The organism is Porphyrobacter sp. CACIAM 03H1 (assembly GCF_002215495.1).
In the GTDB taxonomy this organism is placed as follows: domain Bacteria; phylum Pseudomonadota; class Alphaproteobacteria; order Sphingomonadales; family Sphingomonadaceae; genus Erythrobacter.
The window spans coordinates 1,699,483-1,720,999 of the sequence record NZ_CP021378.1; the positions used below are offsets into that span (position 1 = coordinate 1,699,483).

General features: G+C 69.9%; 19 protein-coding genes, 1 tRNA gene and 1 other RNA gene. 15 read left to right on the forward strand and 6 right to left on the reverse strand.

Features of this window, described 5'->3' with window-relative positions:
- The first annotated feature begins 5 nt into the window (after positions 1-5).
- The 4 genes from CBR61_RS08075 (at position 6) to CBR61_RS08090 (ending at position 2,833) form a co-directional block, all read left to right on the forward strand.
- Positions 6-623 carry a sigma-70 family RNA polymerase sigma factor gene (locus CBR61_RS08075; RefSeq protein WP_088913898.1) on the forward strand — a complete coding sequence of 206 codons (618 nt, stop codon included), beginning with the start codon at positions 6-8 and terminating at the stop codon, positions 621-623.
- Positions 620-1,600 (forward strand): hypothetical protein, encoded by a 981-nt coding sequence (locus CBR61_RS08080; protein ID WP_088913899.1) that lies wholly within the window; start codon positions 620-622, stop codon positions 1,598-1,600. The genes CBR61_RS08075 and CBR61_RS08080 overlap by 4 nt, the downstream gene beginning before the upstream one ends.
- 124 nt (positions 1,601-1,724) lie before the next feature.
- Positions 1,725-2,279 carry a hypothetical protein gene (locus CBR61_RS08085; protein ID WP_088913900.1) on the forward strand — a complete coding sequence of 185 codons (555 nt, stop codon included), beginning with the start codon at positions 1,725-1,727 and terminating at the stop codon, positions 2,277-2,279.
- 206 nt (positions 2,280-2,485) lie between these two features.
- A complete protein-coding gene (locus tag CBR61_RS08090) occupies positions 2,486-2,833 on the forward strand; it encodes a hypothetical protein (protein ID WP_157696534.1) in 348 nt (115 codons plus the stop codon).
- A 6-nt stretch (positions 2,834-2,839) separates the two neighbouring features.
- Here the strand turns inward: CBR61_RS08090 and CBR61_RS08095 are convergent, their stop codons facing one another.
- Positions 2,840-3,148: a chorismate mutase gene (locus CBR61_RS08095; RefSeq protein WP_088913902.1), complete on the reverse strand. Its 309-nt coding sequence runs from the start codon at positions 3,146-3,148 to the stop codon at positions 2,840-2,842.
- A gap of 69 nt (positions 3,149-3,217) precedes the next feature.
- On the opposite strand from CBR61_RS08095, the gene CBR61_RS08100 reads away from it, so the two are divergent.
- The 4 genes from CBR61_RS08100 to ffs all read left to right on the forward strand — a co-directional run bounded on the left by CBR61_RS08100 (position 3,218) and on the right by ffs (position 7,106).
- Positions 3,218-4,228, forward strand: coding sequence for a polyprenyl synthetase family protein (locus CBR61_RS08100; RefSeq protein WP_088915530.1), 1,011 nt, complete (start codon positions 3,218-3,220; stop codon positions 4,226-4,228).
- A 19-nt stretch (positions 4,229-4,247) separates the two neighbouring features.
- The gene (gene hrpB / locus CBR61_RS08105) at positions 4,248-6,683 is read left to right on the forward strand and encodes an ATP-dependent helicase HrpB (protein ID WP_088913903.1); all 2,436 of its coding nucleotides are present in this window, start codon (positions 4,248-4,250) and stop codon (positions 6,681-6,683) included.
- Positions 6,684-6,697: 14 nt separating this feature from the next.
- Entirely contained in the window at positions 6,698-6,976 is a 279-nt protein-coding gene (locus CBR61_RS08110) for an ETC complex I subunit (protein WP_088913904.1), read from the forward strand.
- A 35-nt stretch (positions 6,977-7,011) separates the two neighbouring features.
- Positions 7,012-7,106, forward strand: an RNA gene (ffs, locus tag CBR61_RS08115) — signal recognition particle sRNA small type.
- Here ffs and CBR61_RS08120 read toward each other — a convergent pair.
- Positions 7,105-7,605, reverse strand: a complete 501-nt coding sequence (locus CBR61_RS08120; protein WP_088913905.1) for a DUF4188 domain-containing protein — start codon at positions 7,603-7,605, stop codon at positions 7,105-7,107. The two genes, ffs and CBR61_RS08120, sit on opposite strands and share 2 nt — an antisense overlap.
- Before the next feature lie 132 nt (positions 7,606-7,737).
- Between CBR61_RS08120 and CBR61_RS08125 the strand changes: the two genes are divergently transcribed.
- From CBR61_RS08125 to CBR61_RS08140, 4 genes are all read left to right on the forward strand, one after another.
- Positions 7,738-9,507 (forward strand): DNA polymerase III subunit gamma/tau, encoded by a 1,770-nt coding sequence (locus CBR61_RS08125; RefSeq protein ID WP_088913906.1) that lies wholly within the window; start codon positions 7,738-7,740, stop codon positions 9,505-9,507.
- Positions 9,508-9,520: 13 nt separating this feature from the next.
- Positions 9,521-9,862, forward strand: a complete 342-nt coding sequence (locus tag CBR61_RS08130) for a YbaB/EbfC family nucleoid-associated protein (protein ID WP_088915531.1) — start codon at positions 9,521-9,523, stop codon at positions 9,860-9,862.
- Between the two features lie 300 nt (positions 9,863-10,162).
- A complete protein-coding gene (lon, locus tag CBR61_RS08135) occupies positions 10,163-12,571 on the forward strand; it encodes an endopeptidase La (protein ID WP_088913907.1) in 2,409 nt (802 codons plus the stop codon).
- Positions 12,572-12,813: 242 nt separating this feature from the next.
- Positions 12,814-13,086 carry an HU family DNA-binding protein gene (locus CBR61_RS08140; RefSeq protein WP_086740315.1) on the forward strand — a complete coding sequence of 91 codons (273 nt, stop codon included), beginning with the start codon at positions 12,814-12,816 and terminating at the stop codon, positions 13,084-13,086.
- Between the two features lie 87 nt (positions 13,087-13,173).
- Here CBR61_RS08140 and CBR61_RS08145 read toward each other — a convergent pair whose 3' ends face one another.
- Both CBR61_RS08145 and rlmB read right to left on the reverse strand, forming a co-directional pair.
- The gene (locus CBR61_RS08145) at positions 13,174-14,067 is read right to left on the reverse strand and encodes a hypothetical protein (protein ID WP_088915532.1); all 894 of its coding nucleotides are present in this window, start codon (positions 14,065-14,067) and stop codon (positions 13,174-13,176) included.
- 25 nt (positions 14,068-14,092) lie between these two features.
- The gene (rlmB, locus tag CBR61_RS08150) at positions 14,093-14,884 is read right to left on the reverse strand and encodes a 23S rRNA (guanosine(2251)-2'-O)-methyltransferase RlmB (RefSeq protein ID WP_088915533.1); all 792 of its coding nucleotides are present in this window, start codon (positions 14,882-14,884) and stop codon (positions 14,093-14,095) included.
- 170 nt (positions 14,885-15,054) lie between these two features.
- Between rlmB and CBR61_RS08155 the strand changes: the two genes are divergently transcribed.
- Positions 15,055-15,140: transfer RNA gene (locus CBR61_RS08155), tRNA-Tyr, on the forward strand.
- Between the two features lie 123 nt (positions 15,141-15,263).
- Here the strand turns inward: CBR61_RS08155 and CBR61_RS08160 are convergent.
- Complete coding sequence (locus tag CBR61_RS08160; protein WP_088913908.1) at positions 15,264-17,648, reverse strand: YbcC family protein; 2,385 nt, start codon at positions 17,646-17,648, stop codon at positions 15,264-15,266.
- A gap of 25 nt (positions 17,649-17,673) precedes the next feature.
- On the reverse strand, positions 17,674-19,239 hold the full coding sequence (locus CBR61_RS08165) for a proton-conducting transporter membrane subunit (protein WP_088913909.1): 1,566 nt from the start codon (positions 19,237-19,239) through the stop codon (positions 17,674-17,676).
- Between the two features lie 127 nt (positions 19,240-19,366).
- Between CBR61_RS08165 and CBR61_RS08170 the strand changes: the two genes are divergently transcribed.
- Together CBR61_RS08170 and CBR61_RS08175 are read left to right on the forward strand one after the other, a co-directional pair.
- Positions 19,367-20,257 (forward strand): LysR family transcriptional regulator, encoded by an 891-nt coding sequence (locus tag CBR61_RS08170; RefSeq protein ID WP_088913910.1) that lies wholly within the window; start codon positions 19,367-19,369, stop codon positions 20,255-20,257.
- 98 nt (positions 20,258-20,355) lie between these two features.
- Positions 20,356-21,483 carry a beta-ketoacyl-ACP synthase III gene (locus CBR61_RS08175; protein ID WP_172835935.1) on the forward strand — a complete coding sequence of 376 codons (1,128 nt, stop codon included), beginning with the start codon at positions 20,356-20,358 and terminating at the stop codon, positions 21,481-21,483.
- Positions 21,484-21,517: the final 34 nt, after the last annotated feature.

Below are 21,517 nucleotides of genomic sequence, written 5' to 3' on the forward strand. Positions count from 1 at the left end.
ACGAGATGACTGCAGGCAGCGAGCCTTCCCTCCGTGCACCGCGTGTCGCCGGCCCCGGCGATGATGCGGCGCTGGCGGCGCGGCTGGCGGCCCGCGACCCCGCGGCGCTGCGCGACATCATCTCGCGGCACGCAGGCGCTCTGCACCGCACCGCCTTCCGGATGACGGGCGACGCGCACGAGGCGGAGGACATCGTGCAGGAGGCGTGCCTGCGGCTGTGGGACCAAGCCCCGGCGATCGCCGCGCGCCATCCGTCGGGCAGCCAGGCGGCGGGCACCCTGCGGCTCGGCGGGTGGTTGCAGCGGGTGGTGACGAATCTCGCCATCGACCGCCTGCGCCGGTCGCGGCGGCTGTCGGATGGCGAGGTCCCCGACCGCGAGGACGAGGCGCCGCTCGCCGACGCGCTGATCGAGGCGGACGAGCGCGACGGGCTGGCCCGTCGTCTCGTGCTTGCGCTCCCCGAGCGCCAGCGCGCGGCGATCGTGCTGACCTATTACGAGGAATTGTCCAATGCCGAGGCGGCAGAGGCGATGGAGATGAACATCAAGGCCTTCGAATCCCTGCTGCATCGCGCCCGGGCGGCGCTGCGCCAGGCCTTCGCGGCGCAAGGAGGCACGCGATGAGCGTGAACGATCAGGACCAGGGCGCGCCGATCCGTCCCGGCAGCCCGCTCGCGCGGGCGCTCGACGGCTATGCGCCGCCCCCGCTGTCGGCGGGCTTTGCCGATCGCGTCCTTGCGGCTGCCGAGGCGCGGCCCGCGACGACCTTGGCACCGCTGCCCGAGCTGCGTCGCCCGGCGCGCGGTGGGCGGGGCTGGCGGATGGGGCGGCGCATCGCGATCGGTCTCGCCAGTTTCGGTGCGCTCGCCACGGCGGCGGCGGCGACGGGTCTGCTCGGGCGGCTCGATCTTCCCGTGCCCTCGGCGGGCAAGGTCTGGGCGAGCCTGACCGGCACGGCCGCCGCCGCGCCGGCGCCCGCGCCGTCGACGCCGCGCCCCGCTGCTGCCGATCCCGTCACCCCGGCCCCCGTCGCAATCGTCGGCCCGATCGACACGCCCGAGGAACTCGGCGAGGCCTTCCGCCGCATCGACGAGGTGCGCAAGGGCCGCCGCGAGGAGCGTGGCCAGATCATCGACCAGCGCATTGCCAGCGAGATCGAGCGCCGCCGCGCCGCCGGCCTGCCGGTGCCGACCGCGGAACAGGAGGCTCGCCTGCGCCAGCGGATCGAGGACGCCCGCACGCGCCGCGAGCAGTTTCTCGACGAGCGGGTGAAGGTGCGCCGCGAGGAAATGGAGCGCAGGGTCGAGAGCGGGGAAGCCCTGACCCGCGAGGACATCCTCCGGCCGCTGCGCGAGGACCGCCGCACGCTCGAACGCCGCGAACGGATCGAGCGCCTGCGCCGGATGCCGCCCGGGGAACGGCGCCGCGCCTTGCAGCAGGCCTCTCCCGAGGAGCGCCGTGCCCTGATCGAGGAATGGCGCCAGCTTCGTGCCGAACGTCTGCAAGGTGCCGCGCCGGCCCCTGCCTCACCCGATGCAGGCACCGACCTGTCCCGATCCGGCACGGCTCCGGACGAACCCGGCGGTGTCCCGGAGAACTGAGCGAAAAACCGCACCCGGCGCGAAGGGTCATCGCTCCCTCCACGTTTCCTCCATGTCACCGGCGGCATCACCCCCTTGCCTGCCGAAGACCCCGCAAACCCATGTTCGCACGGAGGAATCTGTCATGTTCAAGACCCGTCTGATGCTCGCCTCGCTGACCGCGCTGGCCTCCGCCGCGCCTCTTGCCGCGCAGGAGCAGAGCAGCACCAAGACCTATGAAGGCCCCAATGTCAGCGCCGTCCAGACCACCACCGTCAACCCCGACACCGGCACCGCCACGCGGGACCGCAGTGTGACCAGCACCGCCACGGGCAACACCGCCACCAGCAGCGCGGTGCGCCAGCGGACCGAAACGGGCGCCACGGTCGATGTCGTCCAGACCGGCCCGCGCGGCAATTCGCGCAGCTTCGCCGGGGAGCGCACGCGGACCGAGAACGGCTCGACCTTCGAAGGCACCGCCACGGGTGCGAGGGGGCAGAGCTATGGCGTTGCGGGAAGCCGCAGCCGTGACGGCCAGGGCAATTCGCAGGCGAGCCAGAGCGTTACCAATTCCGCCGGCGAGGTGATCGGCTCCCGCAGCCGCGCCACCACCCGCGGCGACGGACAGGTGAACCACAGCGTCTCGCGTAGCAGGCCCCAAGGCGCCAAGCCGCCCCGCGGCCGCCGCCCGCGCGGCTGACCGACCCGCTCCGCGCGCTGCCAGGCAGGCTGCGCCGCCCCGCAGCCCTGCCATCCCCGATGGAGCGCGCGGGGGCACGCAGGCTCGCCCAAGAGCCTGCGTGCCCTTGCCCGGTTTATCCGGTTCACCCGCGGTTCACGGCTGGCAAGCCATTGAAAAGCCGTTCGTGGAGGAAGGGTCGGAGCATGGGCAAGGCAAGGTGCAGCATGATCCTCGCCGCAACCGCGCTGACCGGCTGCGCCAGCCCTGACCCGCAGGCGGGCGAGCGCACCGTCTTCAACAATCCCTATGCTGTGCCGACCCTCGACCGCACGGGGATCGGCCCGCAATGCGACGAGGAACTGGGGCGCGACGCCACCTGTCTCGGCGCGCCAATCATCCAGGCGCGGCGGGGACGGTTCGTCCTGCTCGCCAATGGCGAGACCGAGCGCCTCACCCGCAACCAGGCCCGGATCCTGCGCGAGCGCGCCGAACTGCTCGAAAGCCTGCGCGATCAGGCGACGCCGCTGCCCGCTCTTCCGCCCAGCGAGCCGCCGCAGGACGAGACGCCCTGACGCGCCTCAGCCCGCCTGCGCGCGCTCGTGGTGGCGGATCACCTCGTCGATGATGAAGCGCAGGAACTTCTCGGAGAATTCGGGGTCGAGATCAGCCTCTTCCGACAGCTTCCGCAGCCGCGCGATCTGGCGGGCCTCGCGATCCGGATCGGCAGGGGGGAGGGTCGCCTTGGCCTTGTATTCGCCCACGGCCTGGGTGATCCGGAACCGCTCGGCGAGCATGTGGATCAGCGCCGCATCGATGTTGTCGATGCTCTTGCGGAAGGCCGCGAGCACCGGATCGGGCGCGCCGGAGTGTTGCGGATCATGCGACATGGGGCGCAGGATTAGCAGCAATTCTGCGCTTGCCAAGCACGCTGGGGCCGCCCTAGAGCCTTGGCCAGCATGAGTGCCGACATCATTCCCCTGCCGCGCAAGGCACCGACACTCGATCCCATGCTGTCGCTCACGGCAGCGGGCATGAATTCGGTCAACGCCGTCATCCTCGAGCGGATGCAGAGCGAGATCCCGCTCATTCCGCGCCTCGCCGGGCACCTCATCAGCGGCGGCGGAAAGCGGCTGCGGCCGATGCTGACCCTCGCTGGGGCGGAGCTGGTCGGCTACAAGGGCACGCGCCACCACAAGCTCGCCGCCGCGGTCGAGTTCATCCACACTGCCACGCTGCTCCACGACGACGTGGTCGACGGCAGCGAGCTGCGGCGCGGCAAGGCGGCGGCCAACATCATCTTCGGCAATCCCGCGACCGTGCTGGTCGGCGATTTCCTGTTCTCCCGCGCCTTCGAACTGATGACCGAGGACGGCTCCTTGCGCGTCCTCTCGATCCTTTCGCGGGCAAGCGCGGTGATCGCGGAGGGCGAGGTCTCGCAGCTTTCCGCCCAGCGCCAGATCACCACGAGCGAGGAACAATACCTCCACATCATCGGCGCCAAGACCGCCGCCTTGTTCGCCGCCGCCAGCCAGATCAGCGCGGTTGTGGCGGAGTGCTCGGAGGAGCAGGAGCGCGCGCTCGAGGCCTACGGGCGCAATCTCGGGGTCGCCTTCCAGCTGGTGGACGATGCGATCGACTACGATTCCGATGCCGCCGAGATGGGCAAGGACCAGGGCGACGATTTCCGTGAGGGCAAGATGACCCTGCCGGTGATCCTCGCCTATGCCCGCGGCAACGAGGAAGAGCGCCGGTTCTGGAAGGACGCGATCCTCGGCCACCGCACCTCCGACGCGGACCTCGCCCATGCGATAGGGCTGATCGGCCGGCACAACGCGGTCGAGGACACGCGCGAACGGGCGCGCCACTTCGCGCACCGTGCGATCGACGCGATCTCGATCTTCCCGGACGGCAAGGCGCGTCAGGCGATGGCGGAAGCCGCGCAATTCGCGGTCGCGCGGGGGCATTGAGCAAGCTATCGGGCGGGGCGTGAAGCCCGACCTTCCCATTCACGCCGTACTGCCGCAGATCCGCGCCGCCCTGGCCGGGGCAGGCGCTGCCGTGCTGATCGCGCCGCCGGGGGCGGGGAAAACCACCGCTGTCGCGCCCGATCTGCTGGGCGAGGCGTGGTGCACCGGCCAGATCATCCTCACCTCGCCGCGCCGCGTCGCAGCCCGCGCCGCCGCCGAGCGCATGGCGGAACTGCTCGGCGAGAAGCCGGGCGAGACGGTCGGCTACATGACCCGGCTCGACAGCAAGGTCTCCGCGCGCACCCGCATACTCGTCGTGACCGAGGCGATCTTGGTGAACCGGCTGGTGGAGGACCCGGAATTGCCCGGTGTCTCGGCGGTGCTGTTCGATGAGGCGCACGAGCGCGCGCTCGACAGTGATCTGGGCCTTGCGCTGGCATTGGAGACCCGCGCCGTGCTGCGCGAGGACCTGCGCGTGCTCTTGATGTCGGCCACGATCGACGGTGCGCGCTTTGCCCGGCTGCTCGGCGAGGGCGCGGCCGTGATCGAAAGCGAGGGGCGCAGCTTTCCCTTGGCGATAAAGTGGCTTGGAGGCGATGCTTCGCAGGCGATCGAGGATCGTATGGCTGGCGCCATCCTCACCGCGTGGCGTGAAGAGGCCGGCGACATTCTCGCCTTCCTGCCGGGCGTGCGCGAGATCGAGCGGGTGCGCGAGCGGTTGGAGCCACGCCTCGCAGGCACCCCGATCCACCCGCTCCATGGCCAGATCGAACCCGCCGCCCAGCGCGCCGCGATCCGTCGTGATCCCGAAGGGCGGCGACGCATCGTCCTTGCGACCGCGATTGCCGAGACCTCGCTGACGCTCGACGGGGTGAGCGTGGTGGTCGACAGCGGGCTCGCGCGCCTTGCCGAATTCGACCGCGCGGCGGGGACCACCCATCTCGTCACCCGCCGCGCCTCGCAAGCCTCGGCGGCGCAGCGGGCGGGGCGCGCGGCGCGGCAGGGGCCGGGCGTTGCCTACCGCCTGTGGGAAGAGGCGGGCCACGCCGGCCGACCCGAATTCGCGCCGGCCGAAATCATGCAGGCCGACCTTGCACCACTGCTGCTGCGGCTGGCGAAATGGGGCACTGCCGATCCGGCCAGCCTGCCGTGGCTCGACCCGCCCCCCGAGGCTTCGGTCGCCGCCGCGCGGCGGGCGCTTGAGGCGCTGGGCGCGCTCGACGCAGGCGGGCGGATCACGCCGTTCGGGCAAGCCGTGGCGAGCCTGCCGATGGCCCCCGATCAGGCCGCCGCCGTGCTCCACGGCGCTGCGGCGGGTTGCGGCGAGGATGCCGCGCGGCTGGTGATGCTGCTCCAGGAACGCGGCCTCGGTGGGCGCGGCGAGGACCTGATGCAGCGCCTCGCCCGCTGGCGCGGCGACCGCGCGCCGCGCAGCGCGGCGGCGGCGGGGATCGCGAGGGGTTGGGCAGGGCAGGTGGCCAAGCTTGCAGGCGTTATCGGCACGAGCCCCGTGCAGGATGCTGCCGAAGCCCTCGCGCTCGCCCGTCCCGATTTCATCGCCCGCCGCCGCGACCCTTCGGGCGAGAGCTGGATCAGCGCCGGGGGGAGGGGCTATATCCTCGACTCCGCCTCACCGCTGGCGCGGGCCGAATGGATCGTGATCGGCGATGCGCAGGGTCAGGCCAAGGGTGCGCGCATCACGGCGGGGGCGGAGATCGCGTCCGACCGCATCGCGGCCCTGTTTGTGGACGAACTTCAGGAACGCGTCACAACCCGCTGGAACGAGCAGAAGAACCGGGTCGAAGCCCGGCGCGAGCGGCGGCTCGGGGCGATCGTGCTGGCAAGCGTTCCTGAGCCTGCGCCCGATCCGGCGCTGCTTGTGGATATCCTAGTGGAAAAAGCGCTGGAGAAACTGGGGGAACTCATGCCCGAAGGCTTCCTCGCCCGCGCCCGCTTCGCCGGGGTTGAGGCGCTTTCGCCCGAGGCCTTGTCTGCGCGTGCCGGCGAGTGGCTCGCCCCGCTGCTGGCGGGCCGTCGCGATCTCGACCTGCCGCCGCATCGCTTAGCCGAGGCCGCTCTGGGGCTGCTCGACTGGAATGCCCGCGCAACGCTCGACAAGGCTGCGCCCACCCATTTCACCTCGCCCGCCGACACGCGCCACCCGATCGATTACGCCGGCGACGACGCGCCGAGCGTCGAGGTCAGGGTCCAGGGCCTCTTCGGGCTCGACACGCAGCCGATGATCGGCAGCACCCCGTTGCTGCTCAAGCTCACCAGCCCGGCGGGCCGCCCGATCCAGTCGACCCGCGACTTGCCCGGCTTCTGGCGCGGCAGCTGGCGCGACGTGGTCAAGGACATGAAGGGCCGCTATCCCAAGCATCGCTGGCCCGATCAGCCGTGGCTGGAAAAGCCGAGCATGAAGACCAAAAACGCCTTCAACCGCAGCGATTCGTGATCTAAGGGCGGGCCATGAGCGCACGTATCTACCAGAAGCCCAAGCACGCGATGCAGTCCGGCAAGGCCCATACCGATGAATGGGTGCTGGAGTTCGAGCAGTCCGAGGCACGCTTCGCCGATCCGCTGATGGGCTGGACCGGGAGCGCCGACACGCAGTCGCAAGTGAAGCTCACCTTCCCGTCGAAGGATGCGGCGCGTGCCTATGCCGAGAAATACGGCATCCCTGCGCGCGTGATCGCCACGCCGCCGCGGCGGTTGAAGCTCCAGGCCTACGCGGACAATTTCCGCTGAGTTGACGTTTCGCCTGCCGGACGCCATATGCCCACTCGGGAGTCGGGTGGACGTTTGCGTCCGCTCACCGGGTCAGGGCCGGAAGGCAGCAGCCCAGGTGGATTGCGGCGGGTCGCCCGGCTCCTTCCTCATGCATCGTCGGCGAAAGCTCCGGAACCCGCGCGCATCCGCTCGCGCGCGGCATTGCGCGATCCGGTCGCCGGCACCAGCCCGCTGACGCGCCCGAGGCCGAACGGCGGCATGTTGCCATAGACCGTCTCGTGCGCGCCGCCCGCGACGACGTAGGTCTCGTGATAGATCCCCACCGTCCCGTCATTGCCGATGCTGCGGTTGAAGGCGGTCCATGCCGGCCAGTGCTGCGCGTCGCGGTTGCGGGCATAGGCCTCGAGGCTGTCGAAATCGCGCCAGTATTGGAGCAGCAAAATCTGGCGCGGGGAGCACAGGGCGAACTCCGTGCCGAGGAACCCGCTCTCGGGATTGCGGCTGAGTTCCCGGATCATCGGGCCCATCGCCCGGAACACCGGCCACCACCGGCCGACCTTGTGGAAGTGGTTGATCCGCATGCCGATCAGGAACACCACGAGAGGGCCGGTATGGCTGTCGGTCATTCGGCCCGGAATGATGCTCATGACGGTCTCCCCTTGCCGCCATTTCAATTGCGAATTGCAACCGGAGTCAAGGCCAAGGGGCGCGCGAAGTTCGGGTGATGACCGCCCGCGAATCTTCGACATTGGGCGATGCCGGGCCTAAGATGGCGGGCGATGAACGATTCCGATCCTGAACTGCCCGAGGAAGAGACGGGTCCGAGCCTCGCCGAGCTCGAGGCGGCGGGGCAGAACGCCCTGTTCGGCGATCCCGCGCCCGCGCCCGCAGCTGCGCCCGCACCGACGCCCGCCGCGCCGAAGCCGGGCGCCGCACAGCCGTACCGCGTTCTCGCCCGCAAGTACCGCCCGCAGACCTTCTCCGAGCTGATCGGGCAGGAGGCGATGGTGCGAACCCTCGCCAATGCCATCGCCCGCGACCGGCTGGCCCATGCCTTCCTGATGACCGGGGTGCGCGGGGTCGGCAAGACCTCGACCGCGCGGCTCATCGCCAAGGCGCTGAACTGCGTCGGGCCTGACGGGCAGGGCGGGCCGACGATCGACCCTTGCGGGCAGTGCGAGCCCTGCACCGCCATCGCCGAGGGCCGCCACATCGACGTGATCGAGATGGACGCGGCCTCCAACACCGGCGTCGACGACGTACGCGAGATCATCGAGCAGGTGCGCTACGCCGCGGTCTCGGCGCGCTACAAGATCTACATCATCGACGAAGTCCACATGCTGTCGCGCAATGCTTTCAACGCCTTGCTCAAGACACTTGAGGAACCCCCGCCGCATGTGAAGTTCCTGTTCGCCACCACCGAAGTCGACAAGCTCCCCGTCACCGTGCTGAGCCGCACCCAGCGTTTCGACTTGCGGCGCATCCCGGCGCAGCTACTCGCGGAGCACTTCGCCAAGGTCTGCGCCCTCGAAGGTGTCGAGGCGGAGGGCGAGGCGCTCAACATCATCGCCAACGCCGCCGAAGGGTCGGTGCGCGACGGCCTCTCGATCCTCGACCAGGCGATCGCCCATGCCGACCTCGACGGCGAGGGCAAGGTCGCCGCTTCCCGGGTCCGCGACATGCTCGGCCTCGCCGACAAGAGCGCGCAGCGCCGGTTGCTCGGGCACCTGCTCGAAGGCGATGCCAAGGCGCTGCTCGCCGCGGTCGAGGAGCAATATGCCCTCGGCGTCGAGCCGCTCGCGCTTATGCGGGCGCTGATGGACCTCGTCCACCGCATCACCCTCGCGCAGGTCTCCGGCACCGAGCCCGAGGCCCCGGCGGAGGACGAGCGCCGGGCGCTCGCCGATTTCGCCGGACGGATGGGGGCGGGGGAACTGCACCGCCTGTGGCAGCTGCTGCTCAAGGGCCACGATGAGGTGCGCACCGGCCCCGATCCGCTGGTCTCGCTCCAGATGGCCCTGCTGCGCATCCTCCATGCCGCGCAGATGCCCGATCCGGGCAAGCTGGCGCGGCGGATCGAGGAACTCGCCGCGAACGGGATCGCCGCTGCCCCCGCCGCCGGACCGGACGGCGCGCCCGCCGCGGCCCCGGCCGCCGCCGCGCCCACCCGATCATGGGCCGCGCTGGTCGACGAGGTCGATGCCTCGGGCCAGCTGCGCGTCGCCCAGATCATGCGCGACCGGGTGCGGGTGATCGAACTCGGCCCCGAACGCCTCGTCTACCAGCAGGCCGACAGCTTCCCCGACGACCCCGCGCCCGATATCCGCGAGGCGCTATTCAGGCTGACGGGCAAGCGCTGGCAGGTCGAGCGCGGCACCGGGGAAGCGCAGCCTTCCCTGCGCGAGACCGCCGAGGCCGCCGCTGCCGCCGAGGATGCGCGCATCCGGTCCGACCCGCTCGTCAAGGCCGCCTTCGAGGCCTTCCCCGATGCCGAGCTGATCGGCACCGCCCCCCGTGCCGCTGCTGGCGGCAGCCCCCCGTGGAACTGAGGAGACCCCCGCGATGAAATCGATGGAAGAGATGATGGCCGCAGCCCAGAAGGCCGCCGAGACCATCCAGAAGCAGATGAACGAGATGCAGGTGAAGCTCGACTCGATCGAGGTCGAGGGCAGCGCCGGCGGCGGCCTCGTCAAGGTCCGCGCCAGCGCCAAGGGCCGCATCCTCGGCGTGTCGATCGACGACAGCCTGATGTTGCCCGACGACAAGCAGATCCTCGAGGACCTCGTGGCGGCTGCCTTCAACGACGCCCGCGACCGGGCCGACCGCGTCTCGGAACAGCAGATGCGCGAGATGCAGGGCTCGATGGGCCTTCCGCCCGGCTTCAACCTGCCCGGGCTGGGGTAAGGGCCGGGGCCGTGCGAAGTTTACAAAGTTGACACTGTAAACTTCGCAATCCTACAGGAATTCCGGATCCAATTCAGAAGCTTCCGGACCAAAACCGAAGTTGACACTGTGCGCGGCGTTTTTCGCCTGCGTGCCAGCGAACCAGGGATGGGAAAGAGCTTGACCACCCTGCCGCGCCGTACGCCTGTAGGAAAGCCCCGCGGACCGCTCCGCCCTCCTTGCGGCAGGGCGGGGCGACCGTCCACAGGCTAGCCCCCGTGCCCCATTGCGGGACCGCGTGGCCCTTCCCATATCTCGGGCATGACCCAGACCTATCCCCTTCTTCCCCTGCGCGACATCGTCGTCTTCCCCGGCATGGTCGTTCCCCTCTTCGTCGGGCGCGACAAGTCGGTTGCGGCGCTCGAGGCGGCGATGGAAGCCTCCAAGGACATCGTCCTCATCGCCCAGCTCGATCCGGGCTGCGACGATCCCGAGGGCGACGACCTCTACGATGTCGGCGTGATCGCGCAGGTGCTCCAGCTGTTGAAGCTGCCCGACGGCACGGTGCGCGTGCTGGTCGAGGGGAAGACCCGCGCGCGGCTGGCGGCGCTCGAGGAAGCCGGAACGTATCTCCTTGCCGAGGTCGAGCCGATCGAGCCCGAAACCGTGTCGGGCAGCGAGGTTACCGCGCTGATGCGGCAGGTGACCGAGCAGTTCGGCGAATATGTGAAGCTCAACAAGAAGATGGGCGAGGATGCGGGCGTCGATCTCGGCGAGGTCGATGATGCCGGGCAGCTCGCCGACACCATCGCGGCCGCGATCAGCGCCAAGGTGGCGGACAAGCAGAGCCTTCTGACCGAGGCGAGCCCGCTCAAGCGGCTGGAACTCGTCATGGCCTTCATGGAAGGCGAGTTGTCCGTCCTCCAGGTCGAGCGCCGCATCCGCGGGCGCGTGAAACGCCAGATGGAGAAGACCCAGCGCGAATACTACCTCAACGAGCAGCTGAAGGCGATCCAGTCGGAACTGGGCGGCGGCGATGACGGCGAGGGCAACGAGATCGCCGAACTCGCCGAGAAGATCGAGAAGACCAAGCTTTCCAAGGAAGCCAAGGCGAAAGCTCAGGCCGAGCTGAAGAAGCTGCGCTCGATGCAGCCGATGAGCGCCGAGGCGACCGTCATCCGCAACTATCTCGACGTGCTGCTCGGCCTGCCGTGGGGCAGAAAGTCGAAGCTGAAGAAGGACATCGCGCGCGCCCAGGCGGTGCTCGATGCCGATCACTACGCGCTCGAGAAGGTCAAGGACCGCATCGTCGAATACCTCGCGGTGCAGGCGCGCACCAACAAGCTGAAGGGGCCGATCCTGTGCCTCGTCGGCCCCCCGGGCGTGGGCAAGACCTCGCTGGGCAAGTCGATCGCCAAGGCGACGGGCCGCGAATTCGTGCGCCAATCGCTCGGCGGCGTGCGCGACGAGGCCGAGATCCGCGGCCACCGGCGCACCTATATCGGCTCGATGCCGGGCAAGATCGTCGCCAACCTGAAGAAGGCCGGGACCAGCAACCCGTTGTTCCTGCTCGACGAGATCGACAAGCTCGGTCAGGATTTCCGCGGCGATCCGGCCTCGGCGCTGCTCGAGGTGCTCGATCCCGAGCAGAACGCCAAGTTCCAGGATCACTATCTGGAGCTGGACCTCGACCTTTCGGACATCATGTTCGTGTGCACCGCGAACAGCCTCAACCTTCCCCAGCCGCTGCTCGACCGCATGGAGATCATCCGGCTCGAAGGCTATACCGAGGACGAGAAGGTCGAGATTGCCGAACGGCACCTGATCGAAAAGCAGGTCAAGGCGCACGGGCTGAAGAAGGGCGAGTTCACCCTGACGCAGGAGGCCCTGCGCGATCTCATCCGCTATTACACCCGCGAGGCGGGGGTGCGCACGCTCGAGCGCGAGATCGCCAAGCTGGCGCGCAAGAGCCTGCGGCAGATCCTCGAAGGCAAGGCGCAGAGCGTCACCATCACGCCCGAGAACCTCGGCGACTTCTCCGGCGTGCGTCGCTTCAAGCACGGCGTCTCGGAGGAGGAGCCGCAGGTCGGCGCGGTGACGGGGCTGGCGTGGACCTCGGTCGGCGGCGAGCTGCTCACCATCGAGAGCGTCACCACCCCGGGCAAGGGCGAGATCAAGACCACCGGCAAGCTCGGTCAGGTGATGAACGAGAGCGTCCAGGCCGCCTTCAGCTTCGTGAAGGCGCGTGCGCCCGCCTACGGGATCAAGCCATCGGTCTTCAATCGCAAGAACGTCCACATCCACCTGCCCGAGGGCGCGGTGCCCAAGGACGGGCCGAGCGCGGGGATCGGCATGGTCACCTCGATCGTCTCGACGCTCACCGGCGTCGCGGTGCGCCCCGATGTGGCGATGACCGGCGAGGTCACGCTCAGGGGTCGGGTGCTGGCGATCGGCGGGCTGAAGGAGAAGCTGCTGGCCGCGCTGCGCGGGGGTATCAAGACCGTCCTCATCCCCGAGGAGAACGTCAAGGATCTCGCCGAGATCCCTGCCAATGCCAAGGAAGGGCTGGAGATCATCGCGGTCGCCCACGTCGACGAGGTGCTCGCCCGCGCGCTGACCGAGCCGCTCGAACCGATCGAATGGACCGAGGCCGACGATCTCGCCAGCCAGCCGGCTCCCACCGCTTCGGGCGCATCGGGTGCATCGGGAGAGGTGCCAACCGCCCATTGACCCGCTAATAGGGCCGCTCTTGCCGTGATTCGCGGCAGGGTCGCATTTTCGAAGACGCATTTTGTGCAGACCGCTTGCGCGTCCAACCCATGTTAGGCGCGGGAAGTTGCACGGCTTTTTGCAGGGGCTGCCCGACAGGGGGCATTTGCCTTTGACAGCCCTAGCAAAAAGGTCTCAATTTGCCGGCTTTCGACAAGCGCGATTCACCCACACAACGAAATCCTGAAGCGAGGGGGTCCCCGATGAACAAGAACGACCTTATCAGCGCCGTTGCCGACGCAAGCGGACTTTCCAAGAACGATGCCTCGAATGCCGTCGAAAGCGTGTTCGACGCGATCACCAAGGCGCTTTCGGGCGGCGACGAGGTGCGGCTGGTGGGCTTCGGCACCTTCTCGGTCGCCAAGCGCAAGGCCTCGACCGGGCGCAACCCGCGCACCGGCGAGCCGATGAAGATCAAGGCTTCGAACCAGCCCAAGTTCAAGGCGGGCAAGGGCCTGAAGGACGCGGTCAACTGATCCGCGTCTGACACCGCCTTTCCGGCACGAGCGAACCCCGTCAGCCTCGCGGCCGGCGGGGTTTCTCTTTGCCGCGCGGCGCAAGCCTCAGCGCGCGGTGGCGATCAGCGCGGTGGGGGCCTGGGTGGTGCCTTGAGAGATGCTCCAGCGCAGCACCTCGCCGCCGCCGGGAGCCGCCTCGGGCCCTTCGTCGGTGTTGTTGGCGAGGATCCGCATGCCCGGCCCCGTGCGGATGGTGAAGGTGCCCTCGAGCACCGGCCCGGAAGGCACCGCAGGCGTATCGCTCCCTTCTGCCGCACCCATCGCCGCCAGCCCGGCGAGCGCGCCCATGCCGCCGGCCATGCCGCCGATCGGATTGTCGCCGTTCTGGATCGCGAAGCCGGGGGCATTGATCCGCGCCTGGCTGCCGTCGCGCAGGAACATCTGGACGAAGGGGTTCACCGGCGGGAAGCTCTCGATCATCGGGAACATGAAGTCGTGGCCCGTCGTGCCGCTGACGGCATAGCTCACCTCGAACAGCCCGTCGCCCTTGTGGACCACGCGGTTCCAGCCCTTCTGGCGCTCGAGCAGTTTCACGAGCTGTTCGGCCGCCTTGGGATCGGATGGGTCGATCCCGCCCATGATCGCCTTCATCGTCTCGGCGTCCTTCTTCGCCCTGGCCGCGCGCTCGGCCGCTCCGGCGTCCCATTCGGCGCGCTGCGCCTCGAGCTCTTCCTTCGTGCATTCGCGCGGCTCGAAGGTCTCGTCGCTGAAGCATTCGGACGGCGTGAAGCTCTCCTCCGCCGCGGCGCCCATCTGCGCGAGCTTGGAGAGGCCGAGGAAGAAGATCTCGCCCTCGTAGCTGAAGGTGAAGCTGTCCGGCCCGGTCAGCACGAGCTCGGACGTGAACTTGCCGGGCGACATGAAGCACCCGGCAAGCGCCAGCGCGAGGCCCGAAAGCAGCGCCGCCGCGCGCAGGCGGATGGTGGTCGATATGGTCATGGCTTCCCCTCCCTCGGCGGCGAGCTTACCCCCGCGTCGCCGCCGCATAAAGCGCAATCGCCGCCGCGTTCGAGACGTTGAGGCTCTCGATCGCCGAGGAGATCGGCAGCTTCGCCAGCACGTCGCAATGCGCGGCGATGTTGTGCCTCAGGCCCTCGCCCTCGGCGCCGAGCACGATCGCCAGCGGACCGGTGGGCATGATGTCGGCAAGCACCGCCTCGGCCTCGCCCGCCAGCCCGATGCGCCAGTAGCCGGCATCGGCCAGCTCCTCGAGCGCGCGGGCGAGGTTGACGACGCGCACCCAGGGCACGGTCTCGAGCGCGCCCGAGGCGGCCTTGGCCAGCACGCCGCCCTCGGGCGGGGCGTGGCGGTCCTGCGTCACGATCGCCGCCGCCCCGAAGGCCGCCGCCGAGCGCAGGATCGCGCCCACGTTGTGCGGATCGGTGACCTGGTCGAGCACAACGATCGGATGCGCCGCCTCGCCGAGCGCCACCTCGTCGAGGAACACGTCCTCGAGCGGGGCGCATTCCAGCACCAATCCCTGATGCGGCGCGTCCTTGGCGACGAGGCGGGCGAGATCGGCGCCGTCGGCATATTCGACCGGGAAGTCGGCCGGCAGTTCGCCGTCGAGGCTGTCGATCCCCTCGCGCGTCGCCCACAGCTTGCGGTGGGAACGCTCCGGGTTCTTCAGCGCCGCCTCGACCGCGTGGCGGCCCCACAGGCGCACCTGCCCGCTCGACGCCCGGCCCGAGCCGCGCCCGCCCTGCATGCGTCCCGCACGGCCCCTGAGGGCGCGCTTCCTTTCACCTTTGCTCATCATCGTTCCCCGGCTGGGCCATTCCAGACCGCCCCCTGCCAGCAGGGCCATTGACAGGCAAGCGACGCTTCGCCAAAGGGGCGCCTCTCGGCGGCAGGCCCCAAGCGGGACTCGCACGATTCAGGGCCTCGCAAGGCCCGGGACGCCCCCCTGATGCCAGGGGACTGTGTGGACAGGTGGCCGAGTGGTTAAAGGCAGCAGACTGTAAATCTGCCCGTGCAAGCGTACGCTGGTTCGAATCCAGCCCTGTCCACCACCCCCCTTCAGGTCGAAAGCACCTTCGGGCAATCCGCGTCATGAACCCCGACAGCAAACCGCCCGCCACCGCGGGTGCGGGGCGGGCGGTGCCACCAGCGTTGCGACCCGCCGGGCTATCCGGTCACGCGGCGAGGCTCTGTTCGGCCGTCTCCGCGAAAGCGAGGCCGGGGACGTACCGGGCGTCGATCTTGCCGTTCTTGAGGGCGAAGAGGTGCAGCCAGCCGTTGTCGAACAGCGCGCGCACGCCCGGGTGCTTCTCGAGGATCGCCAGCATCTGCTCGCGCGGGGCCTCGATCATCACGCTGAGGCGCAGCGGTTCGTGCTGGAGCGCATCGCCGTCGTGCACCGCCTGCCAGGGGAGGCCGGGGCGCAAGGCTCCGCCATTGCCCTCGACCACCCCGATGCCGCCGACGACGTTGTGGATCAGCTTGTTGCCGCCGCCGAACATCTCGGGCGCGACGCTGGAGCCGTAGTACTGGAGGCTGATCCAGCTCGCCACCACCACCGGCGCGGTGATGATCAGCTCGAGCGTGCCGAAGCCCTCGTCCGCCTGCCAGTCGTAGGAGTGGAGGAAGGCGCGGCCGCCGAGGTCGCGGCCCGCGGTCGCCGCGCGCGGGGCGGCGATGAAGGCGGCGCAGCCGGCAAGGCCCCATTCCGGGCGGATCTCGGCCCAGTTCTGGGCGCGCGCCGGAAGGCTCTCGCCGCGCGCGCCGGGGATGCGCAGGGCGCGCTCGGCGCGGGCGATCTTGGCCGCCATCGCGAGCATGTCGCGCACCCTTGCGAGGTCGCCGGCGCGGGCGGCGGGCAGGCCGTCCTCGTAGATGGTGACCGCATCGGTGGTCGTGTCGTGGAGGCCCGCGACGAACAGAGTGTCCTCGGCCACCTCGACCCCGCGTGCGGCCAGACCTGCGCGGGTCTCGGGATCGTTGAGCAGGATCGCCAGCAGCCGCGCCGACACCTCGCCGGTGTAGCCCCCGCAGGCACCGCAGTGATAGGCGCTCTCGTGCGGGTTGTTGGTGACGTTGCCGCCGTGGCCGAGCAGCAGGACGATCTCGCCGTGCCCCTTGGTGAGGCTCATCGCCTTGAGGACGGCAGCGCCGGTGTCGGCCTTGGCCTCGGCGCTCATGCCGCCGATGACTTCGGGGGCGGGTTCGGCCTTGGCTTTTGGCGTGAACCCCAGCGCCGACTTCACCAGCTTGACCGCATAGACCGGCCCCGCCGCCTCGACGAAGGCGAAGGAGGAGACCGCCGCCTGGCGGAAGCGGCCCCAGGCGCGCGCGCCCCGGGCGGCGATGCGGTCGGCCTGGTCCTTGGCCGGATCGCCCGCGCTGGTGGTGGTGATCGCCGGATTGAGCAGCACCGGCAGGCGCGCCTCGAGGATGTCCGAGCCGTGGGCGTGGTGCGCCAGCGGAAGGCCGAAGAAGCCGGCAAAGCCGATGGTGGCGATCGAGGGATCGACGCTCTCGAGCGCGCGGCGGAACACTTCCGAGCGCACGTCGATGCAGAAGGCGGCTTGCAGGAAGGGGCGGGTTTCGGCGGCGGGCGCAGCGCCGTCCAGCGCGGCGGCGAGGCGGCGCTGGTGGCCGCGGTCGGCAGCGTCCTGGAGGATGGCGAGCGCCACGTCCTCGGCCGTCGGCGCGACCGGCGCGGCGTGGGCGGCGACGGTGGCGGCCCACTGCTCGGCGATGGCGGGGGTCTGCACCAGCAGCGCCTCGTCCCAGATCAGGCGGATCGCGAGGAGATCCATGAGGGTGCGGTCGGTGTCGCCGACCAGTTCCGCCTGCCACAGCAGCCAGCGCGCGTGCTGCGCCCAGCCGCCGAGGCTCATGGCGAGGCGGTGGAAGGCGGTCGGCGCGGCGGCGTCGGCGATGCCGAGGGTCTCGGCGGCGGAGAGGATCGCGCGCTCGGTGGTGTCGGGCGCGCAGGCGACATGGGCGCAGAAGCCCGTCAGGCCGGCGATCTCGGGGGTGAGATCATGCATCGCCCAGCCGCGCCAGGCGGCGAAGGCCTCGGCGCCCGGAGCAGGGCTCCACAGCGCCTGCCCGCGGTCGAAGTGGCCGGCGGCCCACAGACCGATGCACTTGTCGATGAGTGCGGGCCAGTCGATGCCGGTCGCCTGCGCGGCAAGATCGGCGACCGTCGGCAGGGCGCGCGGGGAGGGCCCCTCGCCGAGCCTTTCGGCGAGCGCGCGCAGCGAGGCGGTGTCGGCAGGCTTGAGCGGCGAAGGGGAGGCGGCGAGCGCCTCGGCAAGATCGGCCTCGGCGATGCGGCCCTCGGCGATGGCGGCGGCATACTCCGCGCCGGTCCGCGTCACGCGCACCCCGGCGACCCGGGCAAGGCGCGCGGCGGCGGTGGCGAGGTCTTCGCCGGTCTGGCCGAGGAAGGGGTTGACCGCCACGGTCGCATCGAGCGGGAAGGCGGGCGGGACCATGCGCCCGGCGGCTTCGGCGGCTTCGAGCACCGCCGAGAAGCGGGCCGGGGCGATGTCGGCGTGGTTCATCAGCATGGCATTGTCTCCTTGGGGGCTCGGGTCAGCGGGTCGTGGTGATGCGGAAGCCGCCGATGGCGCGGTCGAGCAGGGCGTTCATGTAGAGGCCGTTGGCGAGGTGGACGCGCAGGCCCGCGGTCGCCGGGTGGTGCGCCCAGAGCGGGAACAGCGCCTGGGCGAAGGCGACGAGACCGAAGCTCGCCACCGCCACCACCAGCAGCGCCCATTCAAGCTCGGTCGGCGCGGGCGCGGCGGGCAGCAGCGGGCCCCAGATGGCCTGCGCGATGGTCTGGAAGGTGAAGTAGCCCACCGCGGCCGCCAGAGCGGCGGTGATGGTGCGGGTGGTGAGCGCGGCCGGGGCGCGGCCGGCAAGGCCCTGGGCGACGAGGTAGGCCACCCCGAAGATCAGGATCGCGCCCAGCGCCAGGGCCTGCGGCGACTTGGGGCCGAAGGCGAAGGTGAAGCCAGTCGCAATCGCGGCGAAGATGGCCAGCGCCAGGGCGAAGCTCTTGAGCACCGCAGGCACGCTCGGCACCGCGACCGGGCCGGGCCGGCGAATGCTCGCGACCTCGGCGACCGCGTTCCCCGAGGAGAGGAAGGCGTGGGCCTTGTAGAGCGAGTGGGCGACGATGTGGAGCAGCGCGAGCGTCCACAGGCCGAGGCCGCACTGGAGCAGCATGAAGCCCATCTGCGACACCGTCGACCAAGCGAGCGCGGTCTTGATCGCGCTCTGGGTGAGCATCACGGCAGCGCCGAACAGCGCGGTGAAGCCGCCGATCATCACTAGCGCGGCCATCGCCCCGGTGCTCTGCTGGACGAGGCCGGCGGCGGTGATCAGCAGGACGCCGCCCGAGTTGATGATCCCGGCGTGGAGCAGCGCCGAGACGGGGGTGGGCGCCTCCATCACCTCGGTCAGCCAGCCGTGGAGCGGGAAGGCGGCGGTCTTGAGCGCGGCCGCCGCGACGATTGCGGCGACGCCGAGCGTGCCGGCAAGGCCTAGACCGGTGGCGGTCGCGGCAGCGGGAAGCGCGGTCACGTCGAGCGTGCCGAACTTCGCGTAGAGCAGCCCGGCGGCGCAGGCGAGCATCACGTCGCCGGCGAACCAGACGCGGGAGAACTTCGTCGCGGCGCGCTGCGCCTCGGGGCGATCGGGGTAGAACAGCAGCAACTGCTTGAGCGTCAGGCCGACCGCGAAGGTGGCGATGACCAGCGTAGGGAGGGTGCCGGCCTGCACGAACACCAGCACCGCGGCGAGCGTGGTCAGCATCAACCCGTGGAAGGCCCCCTCGCGCGCCTCGCCGTCGAGATAGGTGCGGCTGTAGCGCATCACGATCCAGCCGATGAAGCCGACGAGGCTCGCCATGCTGGCGGCGACGAGATCGCTGCGCAGGCCCAGCGCGATGGGCCCGTCCAGCAGCGTAAGACCCGGGGAGGAGACGACAGCTGTCTGGACGAGGCCGGCGAGGGCGATTGCGAAGCTGGCGAAGGCCGCGCCTTCCGACCAGCGCGGCAGGCTGCCGGGGCGCTTGCCGGGGCGGGCGAGTGCGAGCAGGATGACCGGCACGAGCACCAGCGGCGCGAGCATGGAGAGGGCGAGGGCGTCGGGCATGGACGGGCACTCCGGCAGCGAGAGGTTTGCGGATGCCGTCGGGATAGGGGGTAGACGAAATTAAAGAAAATACATATTTTGCGCCGAAACGTTCGGCTTGAACGAACGATCAGGCGGGAAATCGACCATGGCGAGCCTCAATCTGCACCACCTGCGCCTGTTCCGCGCCACCGCGCGCGAAGGCACCCTGACCGCTGCCGCCAAGGCGCTCAACATCTCGCAGAGCGCGGTATCCACCCAGATCAAGGCGCTCGAGGCCGATCTCGGCCATGACCTGTTCGAGCGGCGCGGGCGCAACCTCGTGCTGACCGAGGCGGGGCGGATCGCGCTCGACTATGCCGACCAGATCTTCCGCGCCTCCGAACAGCTCCAGGCGACATTCCGCGCGGTCGGCGGGCAGAGGAAGGTGCTGCGCATCGGCGCGCTCGCCACGCTCTCGCGCAACTTCCAGATGGGCTTCCTCGCGCCGCTGCTGGGCCGCGAAGATGTCGAGGTGGTGCTGCGCTCGGGCACGCTGGCGAGCCTGCTGCGGGCGCTCGACGCGCTCAGGATCGACGTGCTGCTGACCAACCAGGTGCCCGCGCGCGATGCCGCCAGCCCCTATCTCGTCCGACGCATCGCCGAGCAGCCGGTGAGCCTCGTCGGTGCGCGCAGCCGGCTGGCGCTGGCGGCGCAGGGCCTGCCGGTGCTGCTGACCCGCGCGCCGCTGATCCTGCCCACGCCCGAGACGCAGTTGCGCGCCGGTTTCGACGCGCTGATCGAGCAGCTCGGCATCGTCCCGCGGATCGCCGCCGAGGCCGACGACATGGCGATGCTGCGCCTGCTCGCACGCTCGGATGCCGGGGTGGCGGTGATCCCCCCGATCGTGGTGCGCGACGAGCTGGCGAGCGGCACGCTCTACGAGCTTGCCCAGCTGCCGGGGCTGACAGAAGAGTTCCACGCCGTCACCATCGCCCGCACCTTCCCCAATCCGCTGCTGCGCGAGGTGATGGGCGAGGCGCTGGCGGAGAGCGCCTGACCCGCGCGCGGCGCATCGTGCGAACAGCGGCAGTGCTGGGCCTTGCGGGGGGCGGCGGCGCGCAGTAAGGCCGCGCCCTTCGCAAGCCAGAGAGTTCCATGCAGGAATCGCAAGTGTCGCTCACCGGACGCCCCGTCATCTCCGCCACCGGACTGTTCACCCCGGCCGAGAGCATCACCAACGAAGAGCTGGTCGCCAGCTTCAACGCCTTCGTCGACCGCCACAATGCGGCCAATCCCGAGGCAGAGCCGCTGGCCTATTCCTCTGTCGAATTCATCGAAAAGGCGAGCGGGATCAAGGCGCGCCACGTGATGAGCAAGGCCGCGATCCTCGATCCCGAGATCATGTGCCCGCGCCTGCCCGAACGGCCGAACGACGAGTTGTCGGTAATGGCCGAGATCGGCGTCGCTGCCGCGAAGCAGGCGCTGGAGCGCGCCGGCCGCAAGCCCGAGGATGTCGATGCCGTGCTGTGCGCCGCGTCCAACATGCAGCGCGCCTATCCGGCGATGGCGATCGAGATCCAGCAGGCGCTGGGGATCGACGGCTTCGGCTTCGACATGAACGTCGCCTGCTCCTCGGCGACCTTCGGGATCCAGACGGCGGCCGATTACATCCGCGCGGGCAATGCCCGGTCGGTGCTGGTGGTCAGCCCCGAGATCACCTCGGGCCACCTCAACTGGCGCGACCGCGACAGCCACTTCATCTTCGGCGACGTGGCGACCGCGGTGCTGGTCGAGGATGCCGCCATTGCCCCGGCGGCGCACTGGGAAATTCTCGGCACGAAGCTGAAGACGGTGTTCTCCAACAACATCCGCAACAATTTCGGCTTCCTCAACCGCGCCGCGCCCGAGGGCGAGGGCAAGGCCGACAAGCTCTTCGTGCAGGAAGGCCGCAAGGTCTTCAAGGAAGTGGTGCCGATGGTCGCGCAGATGATCCTCGACGAGGCCGGGCGGCTGGGTATCGATCCGGAATCGCTCCGGCGGCTGTGGCTGCATCAGGCGAACGCCGGGATGAACCGTCTGATCGCGCACAAGGTGCTCGGCCACGAGGCTTCGGAGGACGAAAGCCCGACCGTGCTCGACACCTACGGCAACACCTCGAGCGCTGGCTCGATTATCGCCTTTCACCAGCATTGCGAGGATCTTGCCGCGGGCGACACCGGCCTCATCTGCTCCTTCGGGGCGGGCTATTCGGCCGGCACGGTGTTCGTGCGCAAAGCAGGTTAGGGTGGTGTCGCTTGCGGGCGCGGGCGCGTCTGCC

What these genes read in the sequence shown, in the direction of transcription:
- CBR61_RS08075 (WP_088913898.1), top strand. Translation starts at nt 6, where the DNA reads ATGACTGCAGGCAGCGAGCCTTCCCTCCGTGCACCGCGTGTCGCCGGC.
- CBR61_RS08080 (WP_088913899.1), top strand. Translation starts at nt 620, where the DNA reads ATGAGCGTGAACGATCAGGACCAGGGCGCGCCGATCCGTCCCGGCAGC.
- CBR61_RS08085 (WP_088913900.1), top strand. Translation starts at nt 1,725, where the DNA reads ATGTTCAAGACCCGTCTGATGCTCGCCTCGCTGACCGCGCTGGCCTCC.
- CBR61_RS08090 (WP_157696534.1), top strand. Translation starts at nt 2,486, where the DNA reads ATGATCCTCGCCGCAACCGCGCTGACCGGCTGCGCCAGCCCTGACCCG.
- CBR61_RS08095 (WP_088913902.1), bottom strand. Translation starts at nt 3,148, where the DNA reads ATGTCGCATGATCCGCAACACTCCGGCGCGCCCGATCCGGTGCTCGCG.
- CBR61_RS08100 (WP_088915530.1), top strand. Translation starts at nt 3,218, where the DNA reads ATGAGTGCCGACATCATTCCCCTGCCGCGCAAGGCACCGACACTCGAT.
- CBR61_RS08110 (WP_088913904.1), top strand. Translation starts at nt 6,698, where the DNA reads ATGAGCGCACGTATCTACCAGAAGCCCAAGCACGCGATGCAGTCCGGC.
- CBR61_RS08120 (WP_088913905.1), bottom strand. Translation starts at nt 7,605, where the DNA reads ATGAGCATCATTCCGGGCCGAATGACCGACAGCCATACCGGCCCTCTC.
- CBR61_RS08125 (WP_088913906.1), top strand. Translation starts at nt 7,738, where the DNA reads ATGAACGATTCCGATCCTGAACTGCCCGAGGAAGAGACGGGTCCGAGC.
- CBR61_RS08130 (WP_088915531.1), top strand. Translation starts at nt 9,521, where the DNA reads ATGAAATCGATGGAAGAGATGATGGCCGCAGCCCAGAAGGCCGCCGAG.
- lon (WP_088913907.1), top strand. Translation starts at nt 10,163, where the DNA reads ATGACCCAGACCTATCCCCTTCTTCCCCTGCGCGACATCGTCGTCTTC.
- CBR61_RS08140 (WP_086740315.1), top strand. Translation starts at nt 12,814, where the DNA reads ATGAACAAGAACGACCTTATCAGCGCCGTTGCCGACGCAAGCGGACTT.
- CBR61_RS08145 (WP_088915532.1), bottom strand. Translation starts at nt 14,067, where the DNA reads ATGACCATATCGACCACCATCCGCCTGCGCGCGGCGGCGCTGCTTTCG.
- rlmB (WP_088915533.1), bottom strand. Translation starts at nt 14,884, where the DNA reads ATGAGCAAAGGTGAAAGGAAGCGCGCCCTCAGGGGCCGTGCGGGACGC.
- CBR61_RS08160 (WP_088913908.1), bottom strand. Translation starts at nt 17,648, where the DNA reads ATGCTGATGAACCACGCCGACATCGCCCCGGCCCGCTTCTCGGCGGTG.
- CBR61_RS08165 (WP_088913909.1), bottom strand. Translation starts at nt 19,239, where the DNA reads ATGCCCGACGCCCTCGCCCTCTCCATGCTCGCGCCGCTGGTGCTCGTG.
- CBR61_RS08170 (WP_088913910.1), top strand. Translation starts at nt 19,367, where the DNA reads ATGGCGAGCCTCAATCTGCACCACCTGCGCCTGTTCCGCGCCACCGCG.
- CBR61_RS08175 (WP_172835935.1), top strand. Translation starts at nt 20,356, where the DNA reads ATGCAGGAATCGCAAGTGTCGCTCACCGGACGCCCCGTCATCTCCGCC.